17 protein-coding genes are annotated in these 19,735 nt (G+C 39.6%); all 17 read left to right on the forward strand.

Translation table 11 applies throughout. From position 1 onward, the window contains the following. Window positions 1-59: 59 nt before the first annotated feature. The 17 genes from GVO63_RS12220 to rfbC all read left to right on the forward strand — a co-directional run bounded on the left by GVO63_RS12220 (window position 60) and on the right by rfbC (window position 19,734). Window positions 60-1,514: a hypothetical protein gene (locus GVO63_RS12220; protein WP_159580170.1), complete on the forward strand. Its 1,455-nt coding sequence runs from the start codon at window positions 60-62 to the stop codon at window positions 1,512-1,514. 12 nt (window positions 1,515-1,526) lie between these two features. Next, window positions 1,527-3,107, forward strand: coding sequence for a hypothetical protein (locus tag GVO63_RS12225; protein ID WP_159580172.1), 1,581 nt, complete (start codon window positions 1,527-1,529; stop codon window positions 3,105-3,107). Between the two features lie 53 nt (window positions 3,108-3,160). Continuing rightward, a complete protein-coding gene (locus GVO63_RS12230; protein ID WP_159580174.1) occupies window positions 3,161-4,393 on the forward strand; it encodes an FkbM family methyltransferase in 1,233 nt (410 codons plus the stop codon). Between the two features lie 11 nt (window positions 4,394-4,404). Then, window positions 4,405-6,801 carry a galactosyltransferase-related protein gene (locus GVO63_RS12235; RefSeq protein WP_159580176.1) on the forward strand — a complete coding sequence of 799 codons (2,397 nt, stop codon included), beginning with the start codon at window positions 4,405-4,407 and terminating at the stop codon, window positions 6,799-6,801. Then, the gene (locus GVO63_RS12240) at window positions 6,802-7,932 is read left to right on the forward strand and encodes a polysaccharide pyruvyl transferase family protein (RefSeq protein WP_159580178.1); all 1,131 of its coding nucleotides are present in this window, start codon (window positions 6,802-6,804) and stop codon (window positions 7,930-7,932) included. A gap of 136 nt (window positions 7,933-8,068) precedes the next feature. Continuing rightward, entirely contained in the window at window positions 8,069-9,184 is a 1,116-nt protein-coding gene (gmd, locus tag GVO63_RS12245) for a GDP-mannose 4,6-dehydratase (protein ID WP_159580180.1), read from the forward strand. Between the two features lie 48 nt (window positions 9,185-9,232). Continuing rightward, window positions 9,233-10,192 carry a GDP-L-fucose synthase gene (locus GVO63_RS12250; RefSeq protein ID WP_159580182.1) on the forward strand — a complete coding sequence of 320 codons (960 nt, stop codon included), beginning with the start codon at window positions 9,233-9,235 and terminating at the stop codon, window positions 10,190-10,192. A gap of 16 nt (window positions 10,193-10,208) precedes the next feature. Next, complete coding sequence (locus GVO63_RS12255; RefSeq protein ID WP_159580184.1) at window positions 10,209-10,661, forward strand: GDP-mannose mannosyl hydrolase; 453 nt, start codon at window positions 10,209-10,211, stop codon at window positions 10,659-10,661. A gap of 16 nt (window positions 10,662-10,677) precedes the next feature. Further along, window positions 10,678-11,574, forward strand: a complete 897-nt coding sequence (locus tag GVO63_RS12260) for a hypothetical protein (protein WP_159580186.1) — start codon at window positions 10,678-10,680, stop codon at window positions 11,572-11,574. Between the two features lie 6 nt (window positions 11,575-11,580). Continuing rightward, entirely contained in the window at window positions 11,581-12,609 is a 1,029-nt protein-coding gene (locus tag GVO63_RS12265) for a glycosyltransferase family 10 (protein ID WP_159580188.1), read from the forward strand. 115 nt (window positions 12,610-12,724) lie between these two features. Then, window positions 12,725-13,333 (forward strand): hypothetical protein, encoded by a 609-nt coding sequence (locus GVO63_RS12270; RefSeq protein ID WP_159580190.1) that lies wholly within the window; start codon window positions 12,725-12,727, stop codon window positions 13,331-13,333. Next, window positions 13,333-15,435: a glycosyltransferase family A protein gene (locus GVO63_RS12275; protein WP_159580192.1), complete on the forward strand. Its 2,103-nt coding sequence runs from the start codon at window positions 13,333-13,335 to the stop codon at window positions 15,433-15,435. Before GVO63_RS12270 ends, GVO63_RS12275 begins: the two co-directional genes overlap by 1 nt. Then, entirely contained in the window at window positions 15,428-16,291 is an 864-nt protein-coding gene (locus tag GVO63_RS12280) for a hypothetical protein (RefSeq protein WP_159580194.1), read from the forward strand. The genes GVO63_RS12275 and GVO63_RS12280 overlap by 8 nt, the downstream gene beginning before the upstream one ends. A 14-nt stretch (window positions 16,292-16,305) precedes the next feature. Further along, window positions 16,306-17,088: a heparin lyase I family protein gene (locus tag GVO63_RS12285; protein WP_159580196.1), complete on the forward strand. Its 783-nt coding sequence runs from the start codon at window positions 16,306-16,308 to the stop codon at window positions 17,086-17,088. 43 nt (window positions 17,089-17,131) lie between these two features. Beyond that, entirely contained in the window at window positions 17,132-18,178 is a 1,047-nt protein-coding gene (locus GVO63_RS12290) for a glycosyltransferase 61 family protein (protein WP_159580198.1), read from the forward strand. 54 nt (window positions 18,179-18,232) lie between these two features. Next, window positions 18,233-19,117 carry a glucose-1-phosphate thymidylyltransferase RfbA gene (gene rfbA / locus GVO63_RS12295; protein WP_159580200.1) on the forward strand — a complete coding sequence of 295 codons (885 nt, stop codon included), beginning with the start codon at window positions 18,233-18,235 and terminating at the stop codon, window positions 19,115-19,117. A 71-nt stretch (window positions 19,118-19,188) separates the two neighbouring features. Beyond that, window positions 19,189-19,734: a dTDP-4-dehydrorhamnose 3,5-epimerase gene (gene rfbC, locus GVO63_RS12300; protein WP_159580202.1), complete on the forward strand. Its 546-nt coding sequence runs from the start codon at window positions 19,189-19,191 to the stop codon at window positions 19,732-19,734. The last annotated feature ends 1 nt before the right edge of the window (window position 19,735 follow it).

Genomic DNA, 19,735 nt, shown 5'->3' on the forward strand with positions numbered 1-19,735 from the left:
GTAGTACCAAGATGGTGCTTTTTGGCTCGCACATTTAATTGGCTGTATAAGAATAGTTTATGGAAAACAACGTTAGTATCCTGTCCTCCTCCTGGTGTATTCAGTACGACAAAACCTTGCAAACCATGCAAAGTAGAGGTGAGATCAGCTCGTTTGGCAAGTTCGACGAATTAGATGAGTTTGTAGTTAAAAACGGCAAACTAGTATTAATCTACACATCTTTCTATGATTTCGTTGAAAATTTAATAGCGAGAGAAACTTCATTCACTAAATTTTTAGAAAGTTGGGTGGCCCACTTTACACAATTAGTCAACTTTGCTTGTATACATAGAAGCAAAATCATGCTTGTTAGTTCAAGAGATACAGCAATAAATAGAACATCGTTTGAGAACATATCAGGCGTAAGCTTGAGTAAGCTCGAAGTGCCAAACCTCGCGTCCCGCACTAAGCTTCTTGCAAATTACTCTTCACTGGTCAATTCAGATGTAAAAAAACTCTTAGATTTGTTAGATGCGTTAACAACTCCTCTAAATGAGAATGTTTTGCTTAGCGAAACTTCAACAAATGATGTCGATGTGTTTTTAAAAGAGCAAGAAAAACAGTCTGCAGAACTTTCTTCCAAAATACTTGAGCTAACTGAAGCGTTAACTTCCACTCGTGAAGCATTAGTTGCTGAGAACCAAGCAGTTAAAAAGTTGGAAACTATGATGCTTGATTTAAATAACAGCCTGTTAGAAGAGGAAAGTTGCAATAAGTACACGCTTAGTATTTTATCCGAATTTGACTCGAAAATAGCGACGCTTAAAAATGCACTGGAAGAGTCTGAGTTCGACAAAAGGCGTTATAGAAGACAAAGAGACCGAGTAGAAAAGAAAAAGCAGAAAATTGAAGATGAGTTGTCATTTCTTAAGGTAATCCTATCTACTAAAGAAAATGAGTTAAAACGTCATTCTGAATTATTAGATGAGTATGAAGCAAACACCTTAGTCGCTAAAAAGTCAGCGATAACTTCGAGCAAGATAAATGAGAGACAAAAAAAGTCGTTAGAAGCAAAGGTAAATGAGCTTCAAAAAAGTAATAATAAATTATTCGCTGAGTTAACATTAATAAGAAAAGAAAATGACAATATTAAGCGCAGCAAACTCTATTCTGCGGGTCAGGTTATCAAAAGAGCAAAAAACAAGCTTAACCGTGGAGATGAACTCAGATTAGATGACCAAGAGATTTCATTAGTTGCTACCAGTGAATATTTTAACATTAAATGGTATTTAGAAACTTACCCTGATGTGGCCGAAGCGGGAATTCACCCTGTTGAGCATTACCTGTTGTACGGTGCTGCCGAAGGTCGCCTGCCGAGCCCAAACTTTGATGGTAAATGGTATTTGGCTCGTTACCCCGATGTTGAAAGTGCAGGGTTAAACCCACTAGTGCACTTTGAAACTTATGGTCGAGGCGAAGGGCGTGTCGTTTCCCCGAAGATGCTCGAATCTGAATCATCGTCAAAGAAAAAGTAGTGGCACCACGACATGAGTGATAAGGAATATATGAGTTCAATAGCTAAAAAAAACCTAGTTTGGTTGGGTGCTGGGAATGTCGAAGGAATTGATGTTGACTTGCAAGGATTTTCCAATTGTTACTTAGTTGAAGCCAATCAGGATATTTGCCAAGCACTTCAGCAACGCTACTCACACGTTAGTAACATTCATGTTCTAAATAGCTTGATTGATGATTCGTCAGACTTGGTTCATTTTAATATCGCTAACCTAAACACACTTTCTTCCATCTCAAAATGTAAAGACGTGAAAATGCATTATCCAGGCTATAGGGTAGTAAATGCAGAAAACTTTAAATCGTCGACCCTTACTGACTTGTTTTCTTCGATAACGCTAGAAGATGAAGATAACATGCTGATTATAGATCTCTATGCAGGGGTTGAAGGCGTACTTAAGCAACTCTTCAACTCAGACTTTGCTAAAGTCTTCGGTAAGATTGTGATTTTAGAGTCGGAAGTTCGGTATTTCGAGGATAGTTTGCTTCCCGCGGAAATCACGCGTTTAATGCAGGCAAATAGTTATATTCCAACACAACATACTGCTGTGGCAGAAGGTGTGCAATACCAACAGTACTTATTAAACCCCTTGGTAAAAGAGTTGGAATGTACAAAGAATACAGCTTCGGTTTTAGAGAGTGAGCTTTCATCTGCGCAGCAAAAGCTTTTATTAGAGGAGCAACAATCAACTCGCTTCGCTGCGGAAATAGAAGCATATTCGAACCTAGCAGAATCACTAGAAAATCAAGTTAACCATGCCGAGCAGAGAAACCAAGAATTACTAAAGGAACTAGACCGAATCAAGCAAGATAATGAATCAATCTTATTGGAGTTAGCGCAAACTCGTAGCGAGTACGAAGAAGCGAAAGCTAGTTCGGCATCGCAGTTGAAAGAGATCAATCTGCGTGCTGAAAGTTTAAGTAAAGAGCTGGAAGAAAAATTTAAAAATAATAAAAAGCTATTAGAACAGAACGAACTTTTGAATCATGAAATTCAGCATTTAAAAGACTCGGTTGAACTTTTGCGAAAGGAAAAACAAGAGGTTAGCGATTTTGCCTCTGAAAAAGACAAAAATTTATCTTCATTGCAAATTGAATTGGCTCAAAAACAAGAAGAGATTGAAGAACTTCGTGAGTCTATTGATTCGAAAAAATCCACGTTGGACTCTTTAGAGGCAAAGTCGGCGAATGATGACAAAGCGTTATCGGAATTAACTACACGTTTGGCTAATGTTGAAGGCGAATTGGATGAAAATAAGCAGAAGAACGCATCATTACTGGATGAAAAGCTTAAAATAGAAGAAGCTTTTAAGGAAAAAGAGAAGTGGTTATCAGAGCACGAGAAATGGAATGCTTCACTGCAACAAGAGTTGGAAAAACTAAAAGCTGATTTAAAAGCAGCTAACGAAGATGTAGATATTCAAAAGCAGAAAGTTGAAGTGTTACTTACAAAAGAGCAAGCGTTACAAGAACAAACGTTCAGAAATGACAAACTAACACTCGAACTTGAAAAGTTTGATGCTCAGCTTCAAATGCTAGCTAGATTTGTCAAGGTTTAGCTATGTCTTTAGAGCACTCGAACTTTTTGATGTCCCAGTTAGACGCAAACAATTTGTCTTCATCACAATTTATGCATGTAACGGAGCTACATGATGCATGGGCCGAATACTCTCTAGAGCTTGAAACCGACAAGTTAGAAAAAACGATACGCTCTGAAGAGCAGTTAAGTCATTTACTTGTATTCCTAGGTGTAATTTTAATTCATCAAGGAAAGCTGACTGAAGGCGAGCGTTTGCTACAAGAAATTGCTGAACTCAACTATAACAATCCGCTTTGCCGAGCAGTATTAATGTCGAGTACATTGAGGACGTTAGCGAATGGGCAATTATTAAACAAAAATGAAATTAAGGCGAAGCAACTATATCGTCAAGCCAATGCTTGTTTAAAAATTGCGGGAAGCGACATTCTTGGGAAAAATATAATAAACGCTAAAATTCGTTTGGGGTTGCTTGATGACGCATGCGTAGACATTGAAAGAGCTTTTTTAAGCACGCTTAATGGCGCTGGTGTTAGTGAAGACATCGAGGATAAGTTAACAATATTACATAGTGAAGTTGAGCTTATTCGTCATGAAATGACAATAGCGCAACAAAAGCAGCAGTTATACATGCTCGCAGGCAATGAAGAAAGTTCGTTGGATTTATCAGATACAGAAGCGTTTAAGAAAGCATTAGTAGCACAGTCCCCTTCGCAACTCGGCCAAGATATTTGGGCGCTGGAGCAGCATAGTTATAAAAGAAACGGCTTTTTTGTCGAATTCGGAGCGACAGATGGGGTACTATTAAGTAATACTTATTTACTAGAAAAGCTTTTCGGATGGAAGGGCCTATGTGCAGAACCAAACCCGAAATACTTTGAGAAGTTGCAAACAAATAGACAGTGTGTCGTTTCCAACAGTTGTATCTCTGCAAACACGGGCGAAGAAGTGGAGTTTATCTTCGCAGATGAATACGGTGGGATTGCTAGTTATGCAACAGCAGACTCCCACGCGAATAAACGAAATGCTTATGCGAATGAATTCGGTAAAGCCACCCTACAAACAATAAGTCTTCATGATTTTTTAGTTAAGCATAATGCACCGCGAAAAATAGACTTTGTAAGCATTGATACCGAGGGGAGCGAGTTTGATATTTTAAACTCTTTTCCTTTTGACCAATGGGACATCAAGTGCATTACGGTAGAACATAATTATTCTGAAGCCAGAGAAAAAATATATAAATTGCTTATAAGCAATGGTTATGAACGAAAAACAGTTCAATTTGATGATTGGTATTATAGGGATTAATAGGGTAGAAAATGCAGTTTTGGCAATCAATTGATGAGGCAAGAGCGCTAGTTAAAGATGGTGACATCGACGCAGCAAAGCAAACAGTTCTAAAGGCCTCTGAACTCGCAGAAGCCTGCACAATAAACAAAGCTAAAAAGCTAGCGTTTCTAGAACACTTTCGTTTTTTGTATGATTTAAAAACGGAGAACGCTGTAGAGGAATACAGAGAGAGCAAAGTTAAAGCTGAAGCGGGTATTGATCTTGACCAATATGTTACGCAAGTGGGATATGGTACTTCCCTTGTTACATGTTGTATGAATAGAAATGAAAACCTTGTAAAAGCATTGCCTTCTTGGATTGCGTGTAACGATATAAACGAAATAATTATTGTTGATTGGTCTAGTGATGAACCAGTGTTTGACTATCTGAAATCTCGCGGAATTGAAGATAGCAGAATTAAAGTTATTCGCGTAAACCATCAACCTCGTTGGATCTTATCTTACGCTTTCAATATTGGCTTTAGGGCTGCGTCGTACAACAAGATTTTAAAAACTGACGCTGATATTGTTGTTTACCCAGAATTTTTTGCAAACAATTTATTGAGCGAAAAGACCTTCATCGCAGGAGACTGGCGTATTGCTGAACCTGGACAAGAGCACATAAATGGTTTTTTCTACGTTCATCGCGATGACCTGATGAAAGTTAAGGGGTTCAACGAATACATTACAACATATGGCTGGGATGATGATGACATCTATCACCGCTTATCGGAATCAGGAACACGCAGAAAAGCCGTCGACGTGAAAACGATATACCATATTCCCCACGATGACAGTTTGAGAGTAGGCACCAGTGGGCCAACGGGAAATCGAGACTTCTTGGCGGAACTTCATTCAACACCGCGTTTTAAAATTCACACAAACAGGCACATCGCTAACATAATGCCTGTGTGGAACAAAGACCGAATTTTCTTGCCTTTTAAAATTCAAGGTATTGAAAATGGGCTTATAACGTTACAGCAGACGGGCGAAAGCATTCACTATGTTCCTAACCACATTCGCAGTCAGGCTGAGTATTTAGCCGAGCTAGAATTAACTTCGTGGGTAGCAGGCTTACGTACTTTTGACTTAACACCACAAAAACTGAGTAAGGTACTAAAAAGCAAACCACAGCACCTCGTTAACATATTAGATGTTGAAATTGCGTTACACAATGATGAAAACGCATACGAATACATGAGCAATTATGTCGCGATATACATTCATCCGGATAGAGTAAAAAAAGAGCCAAAAAATATAAGTATATTTTTAAAGACACTATCTGATAAGTTGCAAGCACTTAACTGTGGCTTAGTTGTGCAATCTGATGCACTTAGAGATGTAGCAACAGTTCTTCCAAAAATGAATAACACGTATTTCGTGCCTGGGTGGCGAAATATAGGACAAAAAGTAGAGGTCTCTTTTGCTGATTTATCTATAGAGACGGTACTTGAACACAACGGTTGTATTGCTATTCAACCTAGCAGTGTTGATTTTTCTGATTTAACTAGCAAGCTATTCAACGCTAAGGGGTTACATCCCGATTACAATAAGTTTTTTGTAGACGCACAGCATGGATTAGGAAATAGATTGCGCGCAATTGGCAGTGCGGCAGCCATAGCAAAAGCGACAGGAAAAGAGCTTGTGATAGTTTGGGAGCCAGACCATCACTGCGAATGTAGATTTTCTGATTTGTTTGATTACGAGGGCGAAGTAATTGAAAAATCTTTCTTAGAACAAGCTAAGAAAGATGGTGATGTTTTCAATTATATGGAAATTGAAGAAGGTGCGCAGAAAGATAAGCCTATAGTCGTTAAGCCAACCAAGTACGTATACGCCCGTGCTGCTTATACCTTTGTACACGAGGCCAGTCATTGGGAAGCAGAAAACGAATTTATAAAAGCATTAAAACCCTCTAAACAGGTGTTAGATTTAATCGCACCATTCAACGTAGACGGCCATATAGCGGCGCATATTAGAATGGAAGCAGGTGCTGGCCTTGACCACAATACTTACGATTCCGTCGATAACTGGACACAAGAAGGCCACGACCAGTTACATTTTTGGCGCGAAAAAAGCCATTATTCGGCTTTTATAAAACGTATAGACAAATTAATTGAAGAAGATAGCAGTTTGAAGCTATTTGTAGCGACCGATCTCCAAGAAACCTACGATATTTTCGAACAATATTATGGTGACCGATTGGTTTATTTAAAGAGAAATGTATTTGATCGCTCAAAAGAGCAAATTATTTATGCGCTTGCAGACGTGCTGTTACTTAGCAAATGTAAAAAGTTGCTAGGCAGTACGTGGAGTTCTTTCAGTGAAGCGGCAATGCGGCTATCGAATACATATTCAAAAATAGAAATGAGTGGAAGGGATTTTTAAATGAAAAAAATCGGTGTGGTAGGAACTCACGGGCGAATAGACGGGTGTTCTTTTCTCGATACGGATGAGTTACTAAGAAAGGTTGGCGCAAATACAGGCAATTTGCTGTTTCAATATGCAGTGTGCAATTTACTCGATGAAGATTATGTTGTAGTCGGTGAGGATTTGCCGTGGGATGTCAAGACAGTTCAAGACCAGTGCAAAGTGCTGGTTATACCTTCAGCAAACTTTGTAAGAGAAAATTTTGATTTTTCTGGCTTCGTTGATTTCTTAGATAAGACAGAGTTACCTTTAGTGTTTTTGGGGCTTGGTGCCCAAGCGAAAAATTACGAGCAAACTGAATTTAATTTTCATGAAAGCATAGACCGACTATTAGATTTAATAAAACGTAAGAGTGAAAAAGTCGCCCTCCGGGGAGCGTTTACCGATAAAGTACTTCGCGAAAGGGGAATTGATTCGGGTGTTATAACTGGCTGTCCGACCAACTTTATAAATAAAGATCCAGACTTTATCAATAAACTGAAAACGAAATGGTCGCAAGATGCGTTTTCATTTGTAGCGACGGGAGATGAGCCGTGGCCCGAAGACCTTACAAAGCGTGATGCAGAAAGAAAAATGATTGAATGGGTTGCCAAAGGGAATGGTTTATACCTTCAGCAATCAGTAGAACCGTTTATAAAGTACGCAAGACAGCGTAATTTATATCAGACCGCAGTCGTTCCAGAGCACCACGAAAACAGCCTAAAAAATGCTTTAGCGCCTTATATGTCTGATGAAGAGTTTAGGGGTTTCGTAGCAACCAAGATGCGACTTTATTATAACGTTGATCAGTGGATGGAAGACTCTGCACGCGTTGATTTTTCTATAGGCTTAAGGCTTCACGGCAACATGGCGGCATGGCAAAGCGGAACACCAGCGATTTGGGTATACCATGATTCGAGAACACGTGAACTCGCAGAAACAATGGCTTTGCCTCACTTAAGTCATACTGATTTTCTCAAATATGACTCATTAGATGAATTAAGAGAAAGTACGAACTTTGACTTTGAAAATTATAGTACGGTTAGAGAAAATTTACGAACCAATTTAATAAGTGTTCTGGCTGCACATGAAATCGCACATAAGCTATAAGATAAATTTGTTCAACACTGCTAGTCTGTCAGGTCTGAAAGTGACCTTATGAGTATTATTATTGTGAATGTTTTGGTTATGAAGTTTTTAATTCACAAGCCAGAACAGGAAAAGTCCTAATTATGAAAGGTATGTAATGAAAAAAGCACTTATTACCGGGGTCACCGGCCAGGACGGCTCCTATTTAGCCGAGTTTTTGTTAGAAAAGGGATACGAAGTTCACGGTATTAAGCGTCGTGCTTCACTATTTAACACGGAGCGTGTTGATCATATATACGAAGATCCACACGTAGAAAACGCTAATTTTATCCTGCATTATGGTGACCTAACAGACTCTTCGAATCTAATTCGCATAATGCAAGAAGTGCAGCCAGACGAGGTATATAACCTAGGCGCACAGTCGCACGTAGCGGTATCTTTCGAAGCACCAGAATATACAGCCGATGTAGATGCAATGGGCACGCTGCGTTTGTTAGAAGCTATTCGTTTCCTAGGCCTTGAAAAGAAAACGAAATTCTATCAAGCGTCTACGTCAGAGCTTTACGGTGAAGTACAGGAAATTCCGCAAAAAGAGACTACGCCGTTTCACCCTCGCTCGCCTTATGCCGTTGCGAAAATGTATGCCTATTGGATAGCGGTTAATTACCGTGAGTCTTACGGTATTTATGCCTGTAATGGCATTTTGTTTAACCATGAATCTCCACGTCGCGGTGAAACCTTTGTTACCCGTAAAATAACGCGAGGCATTGCCAATATTGCACAAGGTTTAGAATCTAAACTTTACTTAGGCAATATGGACGCACTACGTGACTGGGGCCATGCCAAAGACTACGTTCGCATGCAATGGATGATGCTACAACAAGATGAACCAGAAGATTTTGTTATTGCAACAGGTAAGCAAATTTCGGTGCGCGAATTTGTTAGCATGTCGGCTAAAGAAGCCGGTATTACCGTTGAGTTTAGTGGTGAAGGTGTTAAAGAAGTCGCTACTGTAACGGCGGTTGACAATGAAATTGCACCGGGTGTAAAAGTGGGCGATGTTATTGTAGAAGTAGACCCACGTTATTTCCGCCCAGCAGAAGTAGAAACGCTACTAGGCGACCCGACAAAGGCAAAAGAAAAGCTGGGTTGGGTACCAGAAATTACTGTCGAAGAAATGTGTGCAGAAATGGTTGCACACGATCTTGGTAAAGCTAAACAACACGCCTTGTTAAAGCAACACGGGTTTTCTGTTGCTGTGGCAAAAGAATAGAAAAAACGATAGGCCCCTTCTCTTAGGGGCCTTCAAGGATGTTTATCAATGAAGACAGTATTTGTTGCTGGCCATCGCGGTATGGTTGGCGCAGCCTTAGTAAGACAATTAGAAAAACGGTCTGATGTTCAGTTAATAACACAAACAAGAAGCGAACTAGACCTTGTCAATCAGTCGGAAGTATCAACTTTTTTTGCTGAAAACAAAATTGATGAAGTTTACTTAGCAGCAGCTAAAGTGGGCGGTATACACGCCAATAATACTTATCCGGCTGAATTCATTTATGAAAATTTAATGATAGAAGCGAACATCATTAATAGTGCGCATGCTCAAGGTGTTCAAAAGCTTTTGTTTTTAGGGTCAAGTTGTATTTACCCCAAATTAGCAAAGCAGCCAATGACAGAGAGCGCGCTGCTTACTGGAACACTTGAAGAAACGAATGAACCATACGCCATAGCTAAGATTGCGGGCATTAAGTTATGTGAAAGTTACAATCGGCAATACGGTAGAGATTATCGTTCTGTCATGCCAACAAACCTTTATGGCCCTAATGATAATTTTCATCCTGAAAACTCGCATGTTATTCCAGCACTTTTACGGCGTTTCCACGAAGCTGCTCAGCGTGGTGATAAAGAAGTGGTTGCATGGGGTAGCGGTAAACCAATGCGTGAATTTTTGCACGTAGATGACATGGCTGCGGCAAGTATTCATGTAATGGAGTTAGACTCTGAAACATATGAGGCAAATACACAGCCTATGTTAAGCCACATTAATGTGGGGACGGGTGTTGATTGTACCATTAAAGAGTTAGTTGAAACTGTTGCCAAAGTCACTGGGTTTACGGGGGATATTGTTTGGGATACATCTAAGCCTGATGGTGCGCCGCGTAAGCTAATGGATGTAAGTCGACTTCACGCACTTGGCTGGAAACATACTTATAATTTAGAAAGTGGTTTAAAGCATGCTTTTGACTGGTTTATCGAAAATCAAAATAGCTTTCGTGGCTAAGGTTTAAGGCACTTTTATGTTTCTTGACCGCGAAACTTTTTCTACAGTATTAAGTAGTACGCCGCTAGTATCTATCGATCTAGTGGTTCGAAACCGAGATGGTGAAATACTACTAGGGCAGCGTGTGAATAGGCCCGCTAAAGGTTATTGGTTTGTACCGGGCGGGCGCATTTTAAAAAATGAAACTTTAGCGCAGGCGTTCGAGAGGCTAACGAAAGAAGAACTTGGCCGTAGTTACTCTATTTCCGACGCTTCGCTTTTAGGGCCGTATGACCATTTGTATGAAGACTGTGTATTTGGTGAAGATATTTCAACGCATTACGTGGCCATAGCGTATTCGATTGATGTTGCTACTTTGGAAGCTTTGCCAGTTAAACAGCACGACAATTACCAATGGTTAAGCCCTGATAAAATTTTACAGTTAAACAACGTTCACGAAAATACTAAGGCGTATTTTTGTGAGCGTTGAAATTTGAAAAATCTCAATGGTAGTTAACCACTCACGCTTTCCTTGTTGTTACGGTGTCGAACGTCGAACTCAACAGCTTTTGGCACCTTATCGACACATATTTTCAAAAGTTTCTTATTTAGCAATACAGTGGGAATTTTGGTGTTACGCCCATTTGTCTGGCGCGGCGGAAACTCGCTTCGAAAGCCGAATAGGCAATTCTAAATTTTTGATTTCAATTTGCAGTTCCCCCGCAGTTGTTAATTTTCCCTCTGAAATAGCTAAGTTAGGTGTTACCCACCTTTATGTCACCTTTTTCATCGATAAAGCTACAACCCTAAAATTCTCAGCTAAAAACATAGCGCTTATTTTTATACCTGAATTGAGTTTTCAACGTGCAACTAAACTAGAAAAAAGTAAGGTGCTGAATTTGCGACCTATGGGTAAAGCTGGTTTAACAATTGAAGCTACTTTATTTAATCAAAATCAAATTGAACGAATCGAAGCCGATGAGGGAAGAGTGGTCTTTCATGAGAAAAAGCCTGAAAAGACTTTGCATATAGATGCTAACAACATTAAAAGTGATCATAGTATCAAAGCACTTCTCTCTGAATCATTAGTTGTCGTTTGCAGAGCAGCTTTGCAGCAACAGGTTGATGTAATTACTCTTTGCGTTGAACATGGTTCTCTACCAGTTATTCCAACTGAAAAAGCTGAGCAATTAGTTCACTTAAACGAGAGCTTCGTTCGGCTATTTCAACGAGGTTGGCAAAAGCTCTACCTAGGAGAACACATCAGCTCGAATGTACAAAGCGCTTTGCACAGTTTCGAGAACGCCTGCAAGTGGCTATGTTACTATTCTCGCTCAGATTCTTCCTACGTAAGAAGTATTGTTGAGCAGGTGTTTTCTCTTACTTCTTCTACGAATGAGTAGCGCACAATGAAAAAACGTAAGGTTTGTTTATTCGGGAGGCATGCCAACCGAACACCGCTCGCTTACAAAGAGTACCAAACTCTTTTTTCAGAACACTTTCAGTTGGTAAAAGAAGTTGAGAGCGCTGATATTATCGTGCTCGGGTATTCCGTAGATCTATACGGACTGATAAAAGCTCACCATAATTTTCTTGCTAGAAATAAAAACGTTAAGTGTTTAGTGATATCTGAAGAGCCCTTGTGGGATCTGATTTCAAAAAATTATCCTCTGGATACGAAAATACAGTTCGAACATATGGGGTTATCTATAGAAGTAGGCATAGCAAACTTTTTTAACAGTAATATTTATAAGTTCAGTAAAATTCCATACTTCATTACTACAGAAAGCCATTACGCAGCACGTTACTTAGTTGAAACCACCAACTTATTAAATGCGTTTGATAAAAATAAATTGCTTACTCACTGGAAATCAATTTCATTAAAAAGTTGTTTTCTCCAACAAAAGCGAACAAATGATGTCTTCTTTCCAGAGCAGTACGCTGATATCGCGCTTTCTAGCTATAGAACAACGCTTGCCACGCGGTTGAAGGATAATAAAGCTATGGTTAAAGGTATGGGGTGGGGGAATGATGGCCCAAGGCAAGCCATACCCGATTGGCATCTTGACAAACTGCTGACATATAGGCGGAGGTTCCCAATATTTTCGGCAATAGAAAACACCTTATTAGATGACTATATTACTGAAAAAATTTTTGATGCATTCATGCTGGGTAGCGTTCCTATTTATATCGCAAACTCTTCTCACCGAGTGTTCGAGCTTATCAATCAGGAAAGCATGATTAATCTTTCGAATACGTCAGAAACTGTTGCGGCTGAAATTCTTTCTGATTGGACACCTAGTACTGTAAACATGGATGCTTATTTCGATTCTCTTGAAAAAATTCGAAAGTTATTTTCTGCTACTGAAACTCTGCTGATGGAAAGGCAAAGAGTAGTTCGCGAAGTAGTCAAACTTGTTCAAAAAAACTGTAATTGAGTTACAGTTTTTGGCCGATGTGCTCTTTTTGTAGTATGATGCTCACAAGAACTTAGCGAGATGCTAACCGTTCTCCGCCATTACGTATCGACCACCTTCGCATTTAAGTGTTTATATGGAAAATAACGATTCTTTGTACCAAAAGGTATTTGGTACAGATTCAATAGCCCCTGAAAATATCGCCTTATCACAAGATAATATTAAAGCCCTTTACCCAGAGCTATTCATCAAACATACCTCTGCGTCTCGACGTAACAGGTTAAAACAATCAGCTACGTCTAAAATAGCCTACAAAAATGTAGCGACTTTTGATGAGGAGCTTTTTGTGAGCAGTGCAACAATGCATAGTGATGCGATGTTGAAATACCGTTACTCTTCAAAGCTTGCTAGGCTGACGCGTAAGATTGTTAATACGTGGTTTAAACCCGTGTTTTATAACAATGCTGCAATAGAAAACGACGTAAAGCTGTTATTAGACAGTTCGCTTTTTGATGCCAACTGGTATAAGTCGCAGTATCAGCTTCAAGGTTCTATAGAATACCTAGCAAGGCATTTTTTATTAGAAGGCTATAAGAGTTTAAAAGATCCTAGTGAACACTTCTCCACACGTTTCTATCTGGCTGAATACAGTGATGTGGCCGCATCCCCAATAAACCCATTAGTTCACTATTTAACTAATGGAGTAAATGAAAAAAGAAAAATTAAAGCACAGAGTAAAAAATAATGCGTAATCACCATCGATTTTCTTCTTTTTCAACGTTTTCGAAGCGTGTGTTGGGCATCTCTGAATTGACAGAGCAAGAATTTGAAAAGCATCCCGGTGTTTTAGCTTTTGACTCTGAGCTCATTGAGCAGGGTAGCAAAATCATTTTGGTTTCATCTTTAACCTCAGAAGAGGGAAAAATTACTCAATCAAGTTGCACGTTGAGCAATGATAAAGAAGAGAGTGAACTTACAAGTCATTCGTATGTTGCAAAGTTCGCAACAAGCCACTTGGCCAGCATTTATCAAATATTGCGTGAAATCGAGGAGTGCAGTGAGCATGATACGCGAGAGCATTTAAAGAAGTTGGCTGATTTGCTCTCTGTCGATATTGATATTCCTTTTTCAATTGAGCAGAAGGTTCGAGAGGTAATTGAACTACCCCGTGTGATGCTTGCAGCTTTAAATGAAGCAACGGATATAGCAATTTTACTCCAGTGCGAGGATAGCTTTACCTATGCTGTGTTAGCGCAGTTTGAGTCGCTTATTGTAGCCTCTCAGTTTGTAGCCAATGCGCCAAATGTAAGGTGCCTTCAACAATTACTTTCTGCATTAAAAGATTCAGCAAAAGTGTTGGAGACGTGCTCAAAAATAACAGTTACAAATGATTCTGCTGTTGAGGATGCATTCATTGCGATTGTGTTGAGTGTCTCGAAGAGTGCACAAGAAGCGCAGTGTGTTTTTGAAGCACACCAATTAACGAGTATATCTTCACATATAAAAAATTATGAGCGCGTAATCGAAACCCTTTCACGCTCGCCGATAAAAGTGAATTACGTATCAGAGTTGCCGGTGCTAGCGTCTCTTTTATCTCAGTTGAACACTGAGCGCACACCTCACGCAAAGTTATTATTCAGAGCATATTATTTTTGTGAAGAAGAAAATAGAAGCTGGCTTTCAATATACCCATTCGAAGATGTACTTAAAAAAGTCTTTTCATTTAAGGATAGTGACTTCAATGAACTTTATCGTGATGTCCGTCGATCGTTAGTAACGCCAGTTAGTAAAAGTGCAGTCGCAAATTTACTTGTAGGCGTAGAAGTTGACCGATTGAGTTTGGGAAAACTGATTTATTTATTTAGTTTGCTCCCTAAAACTATGCATGACAGTGAAAAGCTATCGTTTTTATGCAAAGGGATGATTGCAAGAGGATTGCCAGTCATAAACAGTGAAGAGAGTTTAACGTTATGCGCCTCATTAGGGCTAAAAAATGTAAGTAACCAAATAATAAATGATGTGTTGAAAGTTAGTGGTTTCTTGCCTTTATTGCCTGAGGTTGATGAATACTCTCTACTCAATATATTTAGTCACATACTTGACGTGGAGATAGAGAGCGAAAAGGCTAATAGTGCACTAGTTTCAATAATTATTACTACGTTCAACCCTAAGGTCGAACTTCTCGAAAAAGCAATCGAATCGTTGTTACAGCAAACTTATCGCAACATAGAAATAATAGTCATTGATGACTGCTCAGCGCCAGCAATAAGTGAAAGTATAGAGGCACTTTGTAGGCAAAGAACCGAAAGGCCCATTGTCTACTACCGGAATAACGATAACGTGGGTCAATATATTAGTAGAAATACAGCAATTGGCTTGGCAAAAGGCGAGTATATAGCGATACAAGACGACGACGATATTAGCCATCCACAGCGAGTTTCTGCGCAAGTTAAAGCGCTAGAAGAGAAGAAAGGCTTGGCTTGTTTCACTAAACATGTTCGATATACAGATGACGGTAACTTATCAGTAGACGACCCTAGAAATTTACTGGTACTAGGAGACGGCCCCGCGACATTGTTATTTAAGCGAACCTTAATAGATCTGATAGGGGGGTTCAGAAATTATCGCTCTAGAGGGGATATCGACTTCAGAACTAGAATCGAGAGAATTGCCGGTGAAAATGCGGTAGTTAGACTCGATGTGCCACTCTATTTTATGAGGTCATCACTGACTTCCGTATCTTCTATGTATGAATATTTTAATGGCGATCAACTCACGTTTTTTAGAAAGAGAATAAGCTTACTTCAATCAAAAAAGGCGTCTGAAAAGGTAATTCCGAATGAGTAAAGTAATAATTAGCTTAACAACTATTCACTCTCGGGTAGACAAAATACATCATGTTATTAAGTCATTGCTTGCACAGGAATGCACAATTCAATTCGAAGTTAAACTTTTTATCTCAGAGAAAGGATACTTACTTGACGAAGGTATTCCAAATGTACCTGCTTCACTACAAGAATTGGCTGATAATTACCCTAATTTGTTTTCGATTAACTACACAGAAAATATCGGGCCGTATAGAAAGTTCATCCCTATTCTAAAAGACTACTTTTTTGATAAAGACGACTTTAGCTATTTTGTTACTGTGGATGATGATACGAAGTATCCTATAACCTGGCTGCAGACGCTCGTCGAAAATGCACAAAAGCAAGAGTGTGTAGTGGCGTACAGAGGGCGGGTGCTAAGCTGTGACTCACGAAACATTCATAGATATAAAAAATGGACACATTCAGATGAGTCTGTGCTTGAACCGAATATCAAGACTGTCGGTACTGGAAAAGACGGAATTATTTATAAGCCGGAGTATTTTCACCCCGATGTTATTGATGTCGAAAGTGCGCTGAGAGTCTGCAATCATGCTGATGATTTGTGGTTAAAGTTCCATACCGCAGTGAATGGAGTGAAGTCAGTACTGCTCGCTTCTTCATTGCAAGAGGCTTTCGAAGACATTGGTGAAGAAGACGAAAATACGCTATACAGAAAAATTAATAAACACGGCGGCAACGACAAAGCAGTTGAAAGTTTAGTGAATTACTTTTTAGAGCGCTATGACTTGAACATGCTCGATGTGTTTAATCTCAATGTTTCAAATAGTTCAACTTGGTTAGGTAAGAAATTTATAAATTCTTACCATGCTATGTAAACAAGCCGGCGATTGTGTTTTTAGGCTTCGCTTTCTATGCCATGCTCCTGGCTAGTGATTCGCTCAAATTAAGCATACCGATAGGCGATACAGACGGTATTAGAAATCCTCATCTTTGTGCGGAAAAAATAAACGATGGGCATGGCGACCTTTTAACTTCACAAGTAATGTTGAGAGGGAAATGTGAAGGAAATGGTCAGAGTGCGAGCATAGCCAACTTAGATGGTCGAAACGCACTCCAGTTTTTAGCGGCGGGCGAGAGTTTACATTCAAAAGTATCTAGAACAGAATTAGCTTTAACGTCTTTGAATTTAGAGTTTGATAAACCTATAACCATCACGTTCGATTTAATGATTCCTTCAAGTGCTGATGTAACCAATGGCTTTTATTATCTTATGCAGTTTTGGCAATGTTCGCCTTTATCACCGCTTGGTGGAATTCGAGTGGTAAGGGGAAGTAGTCACAAAATTAACTTTATGACTAGGGGTGATGACAGCGAAGTTGGCTCGAGTTTTTATTCCTTGGAACTCAAGCCCGGAGAGTGGACTGCATTGGAGCTTCGGTTAAACGTGTCTTCAGAGGACGAATTTTCATATTTTGAGGTTTGGAGCAAAGGAGCATTGGTCGGTAAGCGGATTGGACCATTTGGTTTTAGTAGCAAGTTCTCTTGCAAAGGAAACTCAAAAGCTCCTGAGCATTTTCGATTGAAGTTAGGAATATATAAAGAATACGAGGATAAGAAGAGATTTGAGGCATTTTTTGATAATATCCAGCTTACTTTTCCTCCATCTAAATAAATTTACACTTAAAGTAAATTTGAAGCGCTCGATAGGGTAACGGATGCTCTCAATTTATAACGCACTAGAAATTAACAATTTTAAATCATCTTTTGTCTTCGGTTCTTTGAATATTGTTGAAGGTTCCAGTGGCCGTCAATATATCGAAGAAGCTAAATTAATCCCAAACTATTATAAACGAGGCATGAGGACATGGTGGACAAGAAGATCGCAAGGAGTTTTCGACAAAGACTTTCAGCATGTAGCTACGTTGTCAGATATTCGTTCTGAACGAAGGATTTGGTGGCCGAACGAAGAAACTCACGCGACCCTATCTGAAGCGCAGTTCCAGCATTATGATGAAGCGTTTTACGGTGGTACGATTTATGACCATTTTGGTCACTTTCTTTTGGACTCACTTTCAAGACTGTATCCAATATTGAACGAAGTTCGAACTAGTAATTCGCCTATATTATTTCACTATCCTTTAGATTCGCTTGACCGAGAAAAAGTGCTAAGTGGCTACGTAGGAGAGTTTTTAACTATACTCGGATTAGCGCATGAAAAAATTGTTTTTATAGACAAGCCCTTATCAGTGAGCAAGCTTTACTACCACGAGGCCACGTTTAGTGATGCTAATTTTGTTTCAGACTCCATAAAGTCATCCTACCCTTGTCTTAGTCAAAAAAATAAGACCGCGAAAAGAGGTTTTATTTCTAAAAGCAAGCTCCAATCAGGGACCGGGTTCACCTCTCAAGGTGAAAAAGTCGATGAAATATTCGAAAGTTTAGGGTTTGATATCATCTACCCTGAAACCATTCCATTAAAAGAACAAATAGACATAATGCAATGTTATGACGTTCTTATCGGTTTCCCATCATCTTTCTTTCATCTTAAACTCTTTTGCAAAGAGGGAGCTAAGTTGATAATAATGTTTCCAGAAATTGAAGAATTTTTGCATACTAATTTTTTAAATATAGATGTGGGTGCTGAGTTCTACGATTCTTATATCCCTCTAGCAGCTGAAACAGCAGAAGCTCCTCCTGGTTTTGCTAAAGGTTTTAAACTAGAGCTTTCTCAGGTTTATGAGATAGCACGGCTATTCTGTTAACATGCAGCATCGCTGCGTTGTGAAAGTTAAGTGGTTACAAACAGGTAATGAAAAATGAGTAGAAAAGGAATAATACTAGCTGGCGGATCTGGCACACGTTTGCACCCGTTAACTAAGGTGGTAAGTAAGCAGTTAATGCCTGTTTACGACAAGCCGATGATTTTTTATCCGTTAACAACATTAATGATGTCGGGTATTCGTGATGTACTCATTATCACCACGCCTGATGAACAGCAGCGGTTTATCGATCTTATCGGTGATGGCTCGGCATTAGGAATGAATATTCAATATGCTGTTCAGCCTTCACCAGATGGTTTGGCACAGGCATTCCTTATAGGCGAGCAATTTATAGGTAACGATAGCTGTTCACTTGTTCTTGGCGACAATATTTATTACGGTCACGATTTAAAACTTTCCTTACAGAACGCCTATAAGCAAGATCATGGTGCTACGGTATTTGGCTATCATGTTAACGACCCTGAGCGCTATGGCGTTGTAGAGTTTGATGATGACTGGAATGCGCTTTCTATTGAAGAAAAGCCAGCCGTTCCAAAATCTAACTATGCCGTAACCGGTCTTTACTATTACGACAATCGTGTAGTGGACTTCGCCAAAGAAGTTAAGCCGTCGCCTCGTGGTGAACTTGAAATTACCGACTTGAACAACCTTTACCTTAAGGATGGTTCACTTAAAGTAGAGTTGATGGGCCGAGGCTCGGCGTGGCTTGATACGGGCACGCTAGATTCACTTCTTGATGCTGCAAACTTCGTGGCGGCCATCGAAAAACGCCAAGGTTTGAAAGTATGTTGCCCGGAAGAAGTCGCTTATAGAATGGGGTATATCAATGCTGAACAACTTGAAAAGCTCGCGGCACCCCTCAAGAAAAGTGGCTATGGTAATTATCTGCTAAAAGTTATCAAAGACAGAGTAAAAGTTTAACTTCAATCCAATTTTAAAAGGTGGCTTCGCCACCTTTCTCATATTTATATGCAAGCTCGTACGGAAAGTAAATGCAAGTAATTAAAACAGATATCCCTGAAGTTAAAATCATTGAGCCAAAAGTATTTGGCGACGACCGTGGTTTTTTTCTAGAAACCTTTCGTACCGACTGGTTCAAGAAAGAGTGCGCAGATGTAGATTTTGTTCAAGACAACCACTCGAAATCTCGTCAAGGTATTCTTCGCGGCCTTCATTATCAAATGGAGCAAACTCAGGGCAAGCTAGTACGTGTAGTAAGCGGCGAAGTATACGATGTAGCCGTAGATATGCGTAAAGACTCCCCTACTTACGGTAAGTGGGTTGGGGTGACCTTATCGGCCGAGAACAAACGCCAATTATGGGTGCCTGCGGGTTTTGCCCACGGTTTCTATGTAACCAGTGAATCAGCTGAGTTCGTGTATAAGTGCACAGACTACTACCACCCAGAATCTGAAATATCGGTTAAGTATGACGACCCTACGTTGAATATCGACTGGCCTTTAGTAAATGACGAGAAGCCGTCTTTATCAGGTAAAGATGAAGCGGGTTTGGCATTTGTGGATGCCCCCACGTTTTAAT

It is taken from the genome of Alteromonas sp. KUL106, assembly GCF_009811415.1.
In the GTDB taxonomy this organism is placed as follows: domain Bacteria; phylum Pseudomonadota; class Gammaproteobacteria; order Enterobacterales; family Alteromonadaceae; genus Alteromonas.

Coding starts and splice junctions, on each gene's coding strand:
- GVO63_RS12270 (WP_159580190.1), top strand. CDS start 12,725: ATGGAAAATAACGATTCTTTGTACCAAAAGGTATTTGGTACAGATTCA.
- rfbC (WP_159580202.1), top strand. CDS start 19,189: ATGCAAGTAATTAAAACAGATATCCCTGAAGTTAAAATCATTGAGCCA.
- GVO63_RS12235 (WP_159580176.1), top strand. CDS start 4,405: ATGCAGTTTTGGCAATCAATTGATGAGGCAAGAGCGCTAGTTAAAGAT.
- GVO63_RS12260 (WP_159580186.1), top strand. CDS start 10,678: ATGGTAGTTAACCACTCACGCTTTCCTTGTTGTTACGGTGTCGAACGT.
- GVO63_RS12255 (WP_159580184.1), top strand. CDS start 10,209: ATGTTTCTTGACCGCGAAACTTTTTCTACAGTATTAAGTAGTACGCCG.
- GVO63_RS12250 (WP_159580182.1), top strand. CDS start 9,233: ATGAAGACAGTATTTGTTGCTGGCCATCGCGGTATGGTTGGCGCAGCC.
- GVO63_RS12280 (WP_159580194.1), top strand. CDS start 15,428: ATGAGTAAAGTAATAATTAGCTTAACAACTATTCACTCTCGGGTAGAC.
- GVO63_RS12225 (WP_159580172.1), top strand. CDS start 1,527: ATGAGTGATAAGGAATATATGAGTTCAATAGCTAAAAAAAACCTAGTT.
- gmd (WP_159580180.1), top strand. CDS start 8,069: ATGAAAAAAGCACTTATTACCGGGGTCACCGGCCAGGACGGCTCCTAT.
- GVO63_RS12220 (WP_159580170.1), top strand. CDS start 60: ATGGAAAACAACGTTAGTATCCTGTCCTCCTCCTGGTGTATTCAGTAC.
- GVO63_RS12290 (WP_159580198.1), top strand. CDS start 17,132: ATGCTCTCAATTTATAACGCACTAGAAATTAACAATTTTAAATCATCT.
- rfbA (WP_159580200.1), top strand. CDS start 18,233: ATGAGTAGAAAAGGAATAATACTAGCTGGCGGATCTGGCACACGTTTG.
- GVO63_RS12240 (WP_159580178.1), top strand. CDS start 6,802: ATGAAAAAAATCGGTGTGGTAGGAACTCACGGGCGAATAGACGGGTGT.
- GVO63_RS12265 (WP_159580188.1), top strand. CDS start 11,581: ATGAAAAAACGTAAGGTTTGTTTATTCGGGAGGCATGCCAACCGAACA.
- GVO63_RS12275 (WP_159580192.1), top strand. CDS start 13,333: ATGCGTAATCACCATCGATTTTCTTCTTTTTCAACGTTTTCGAAGCGT.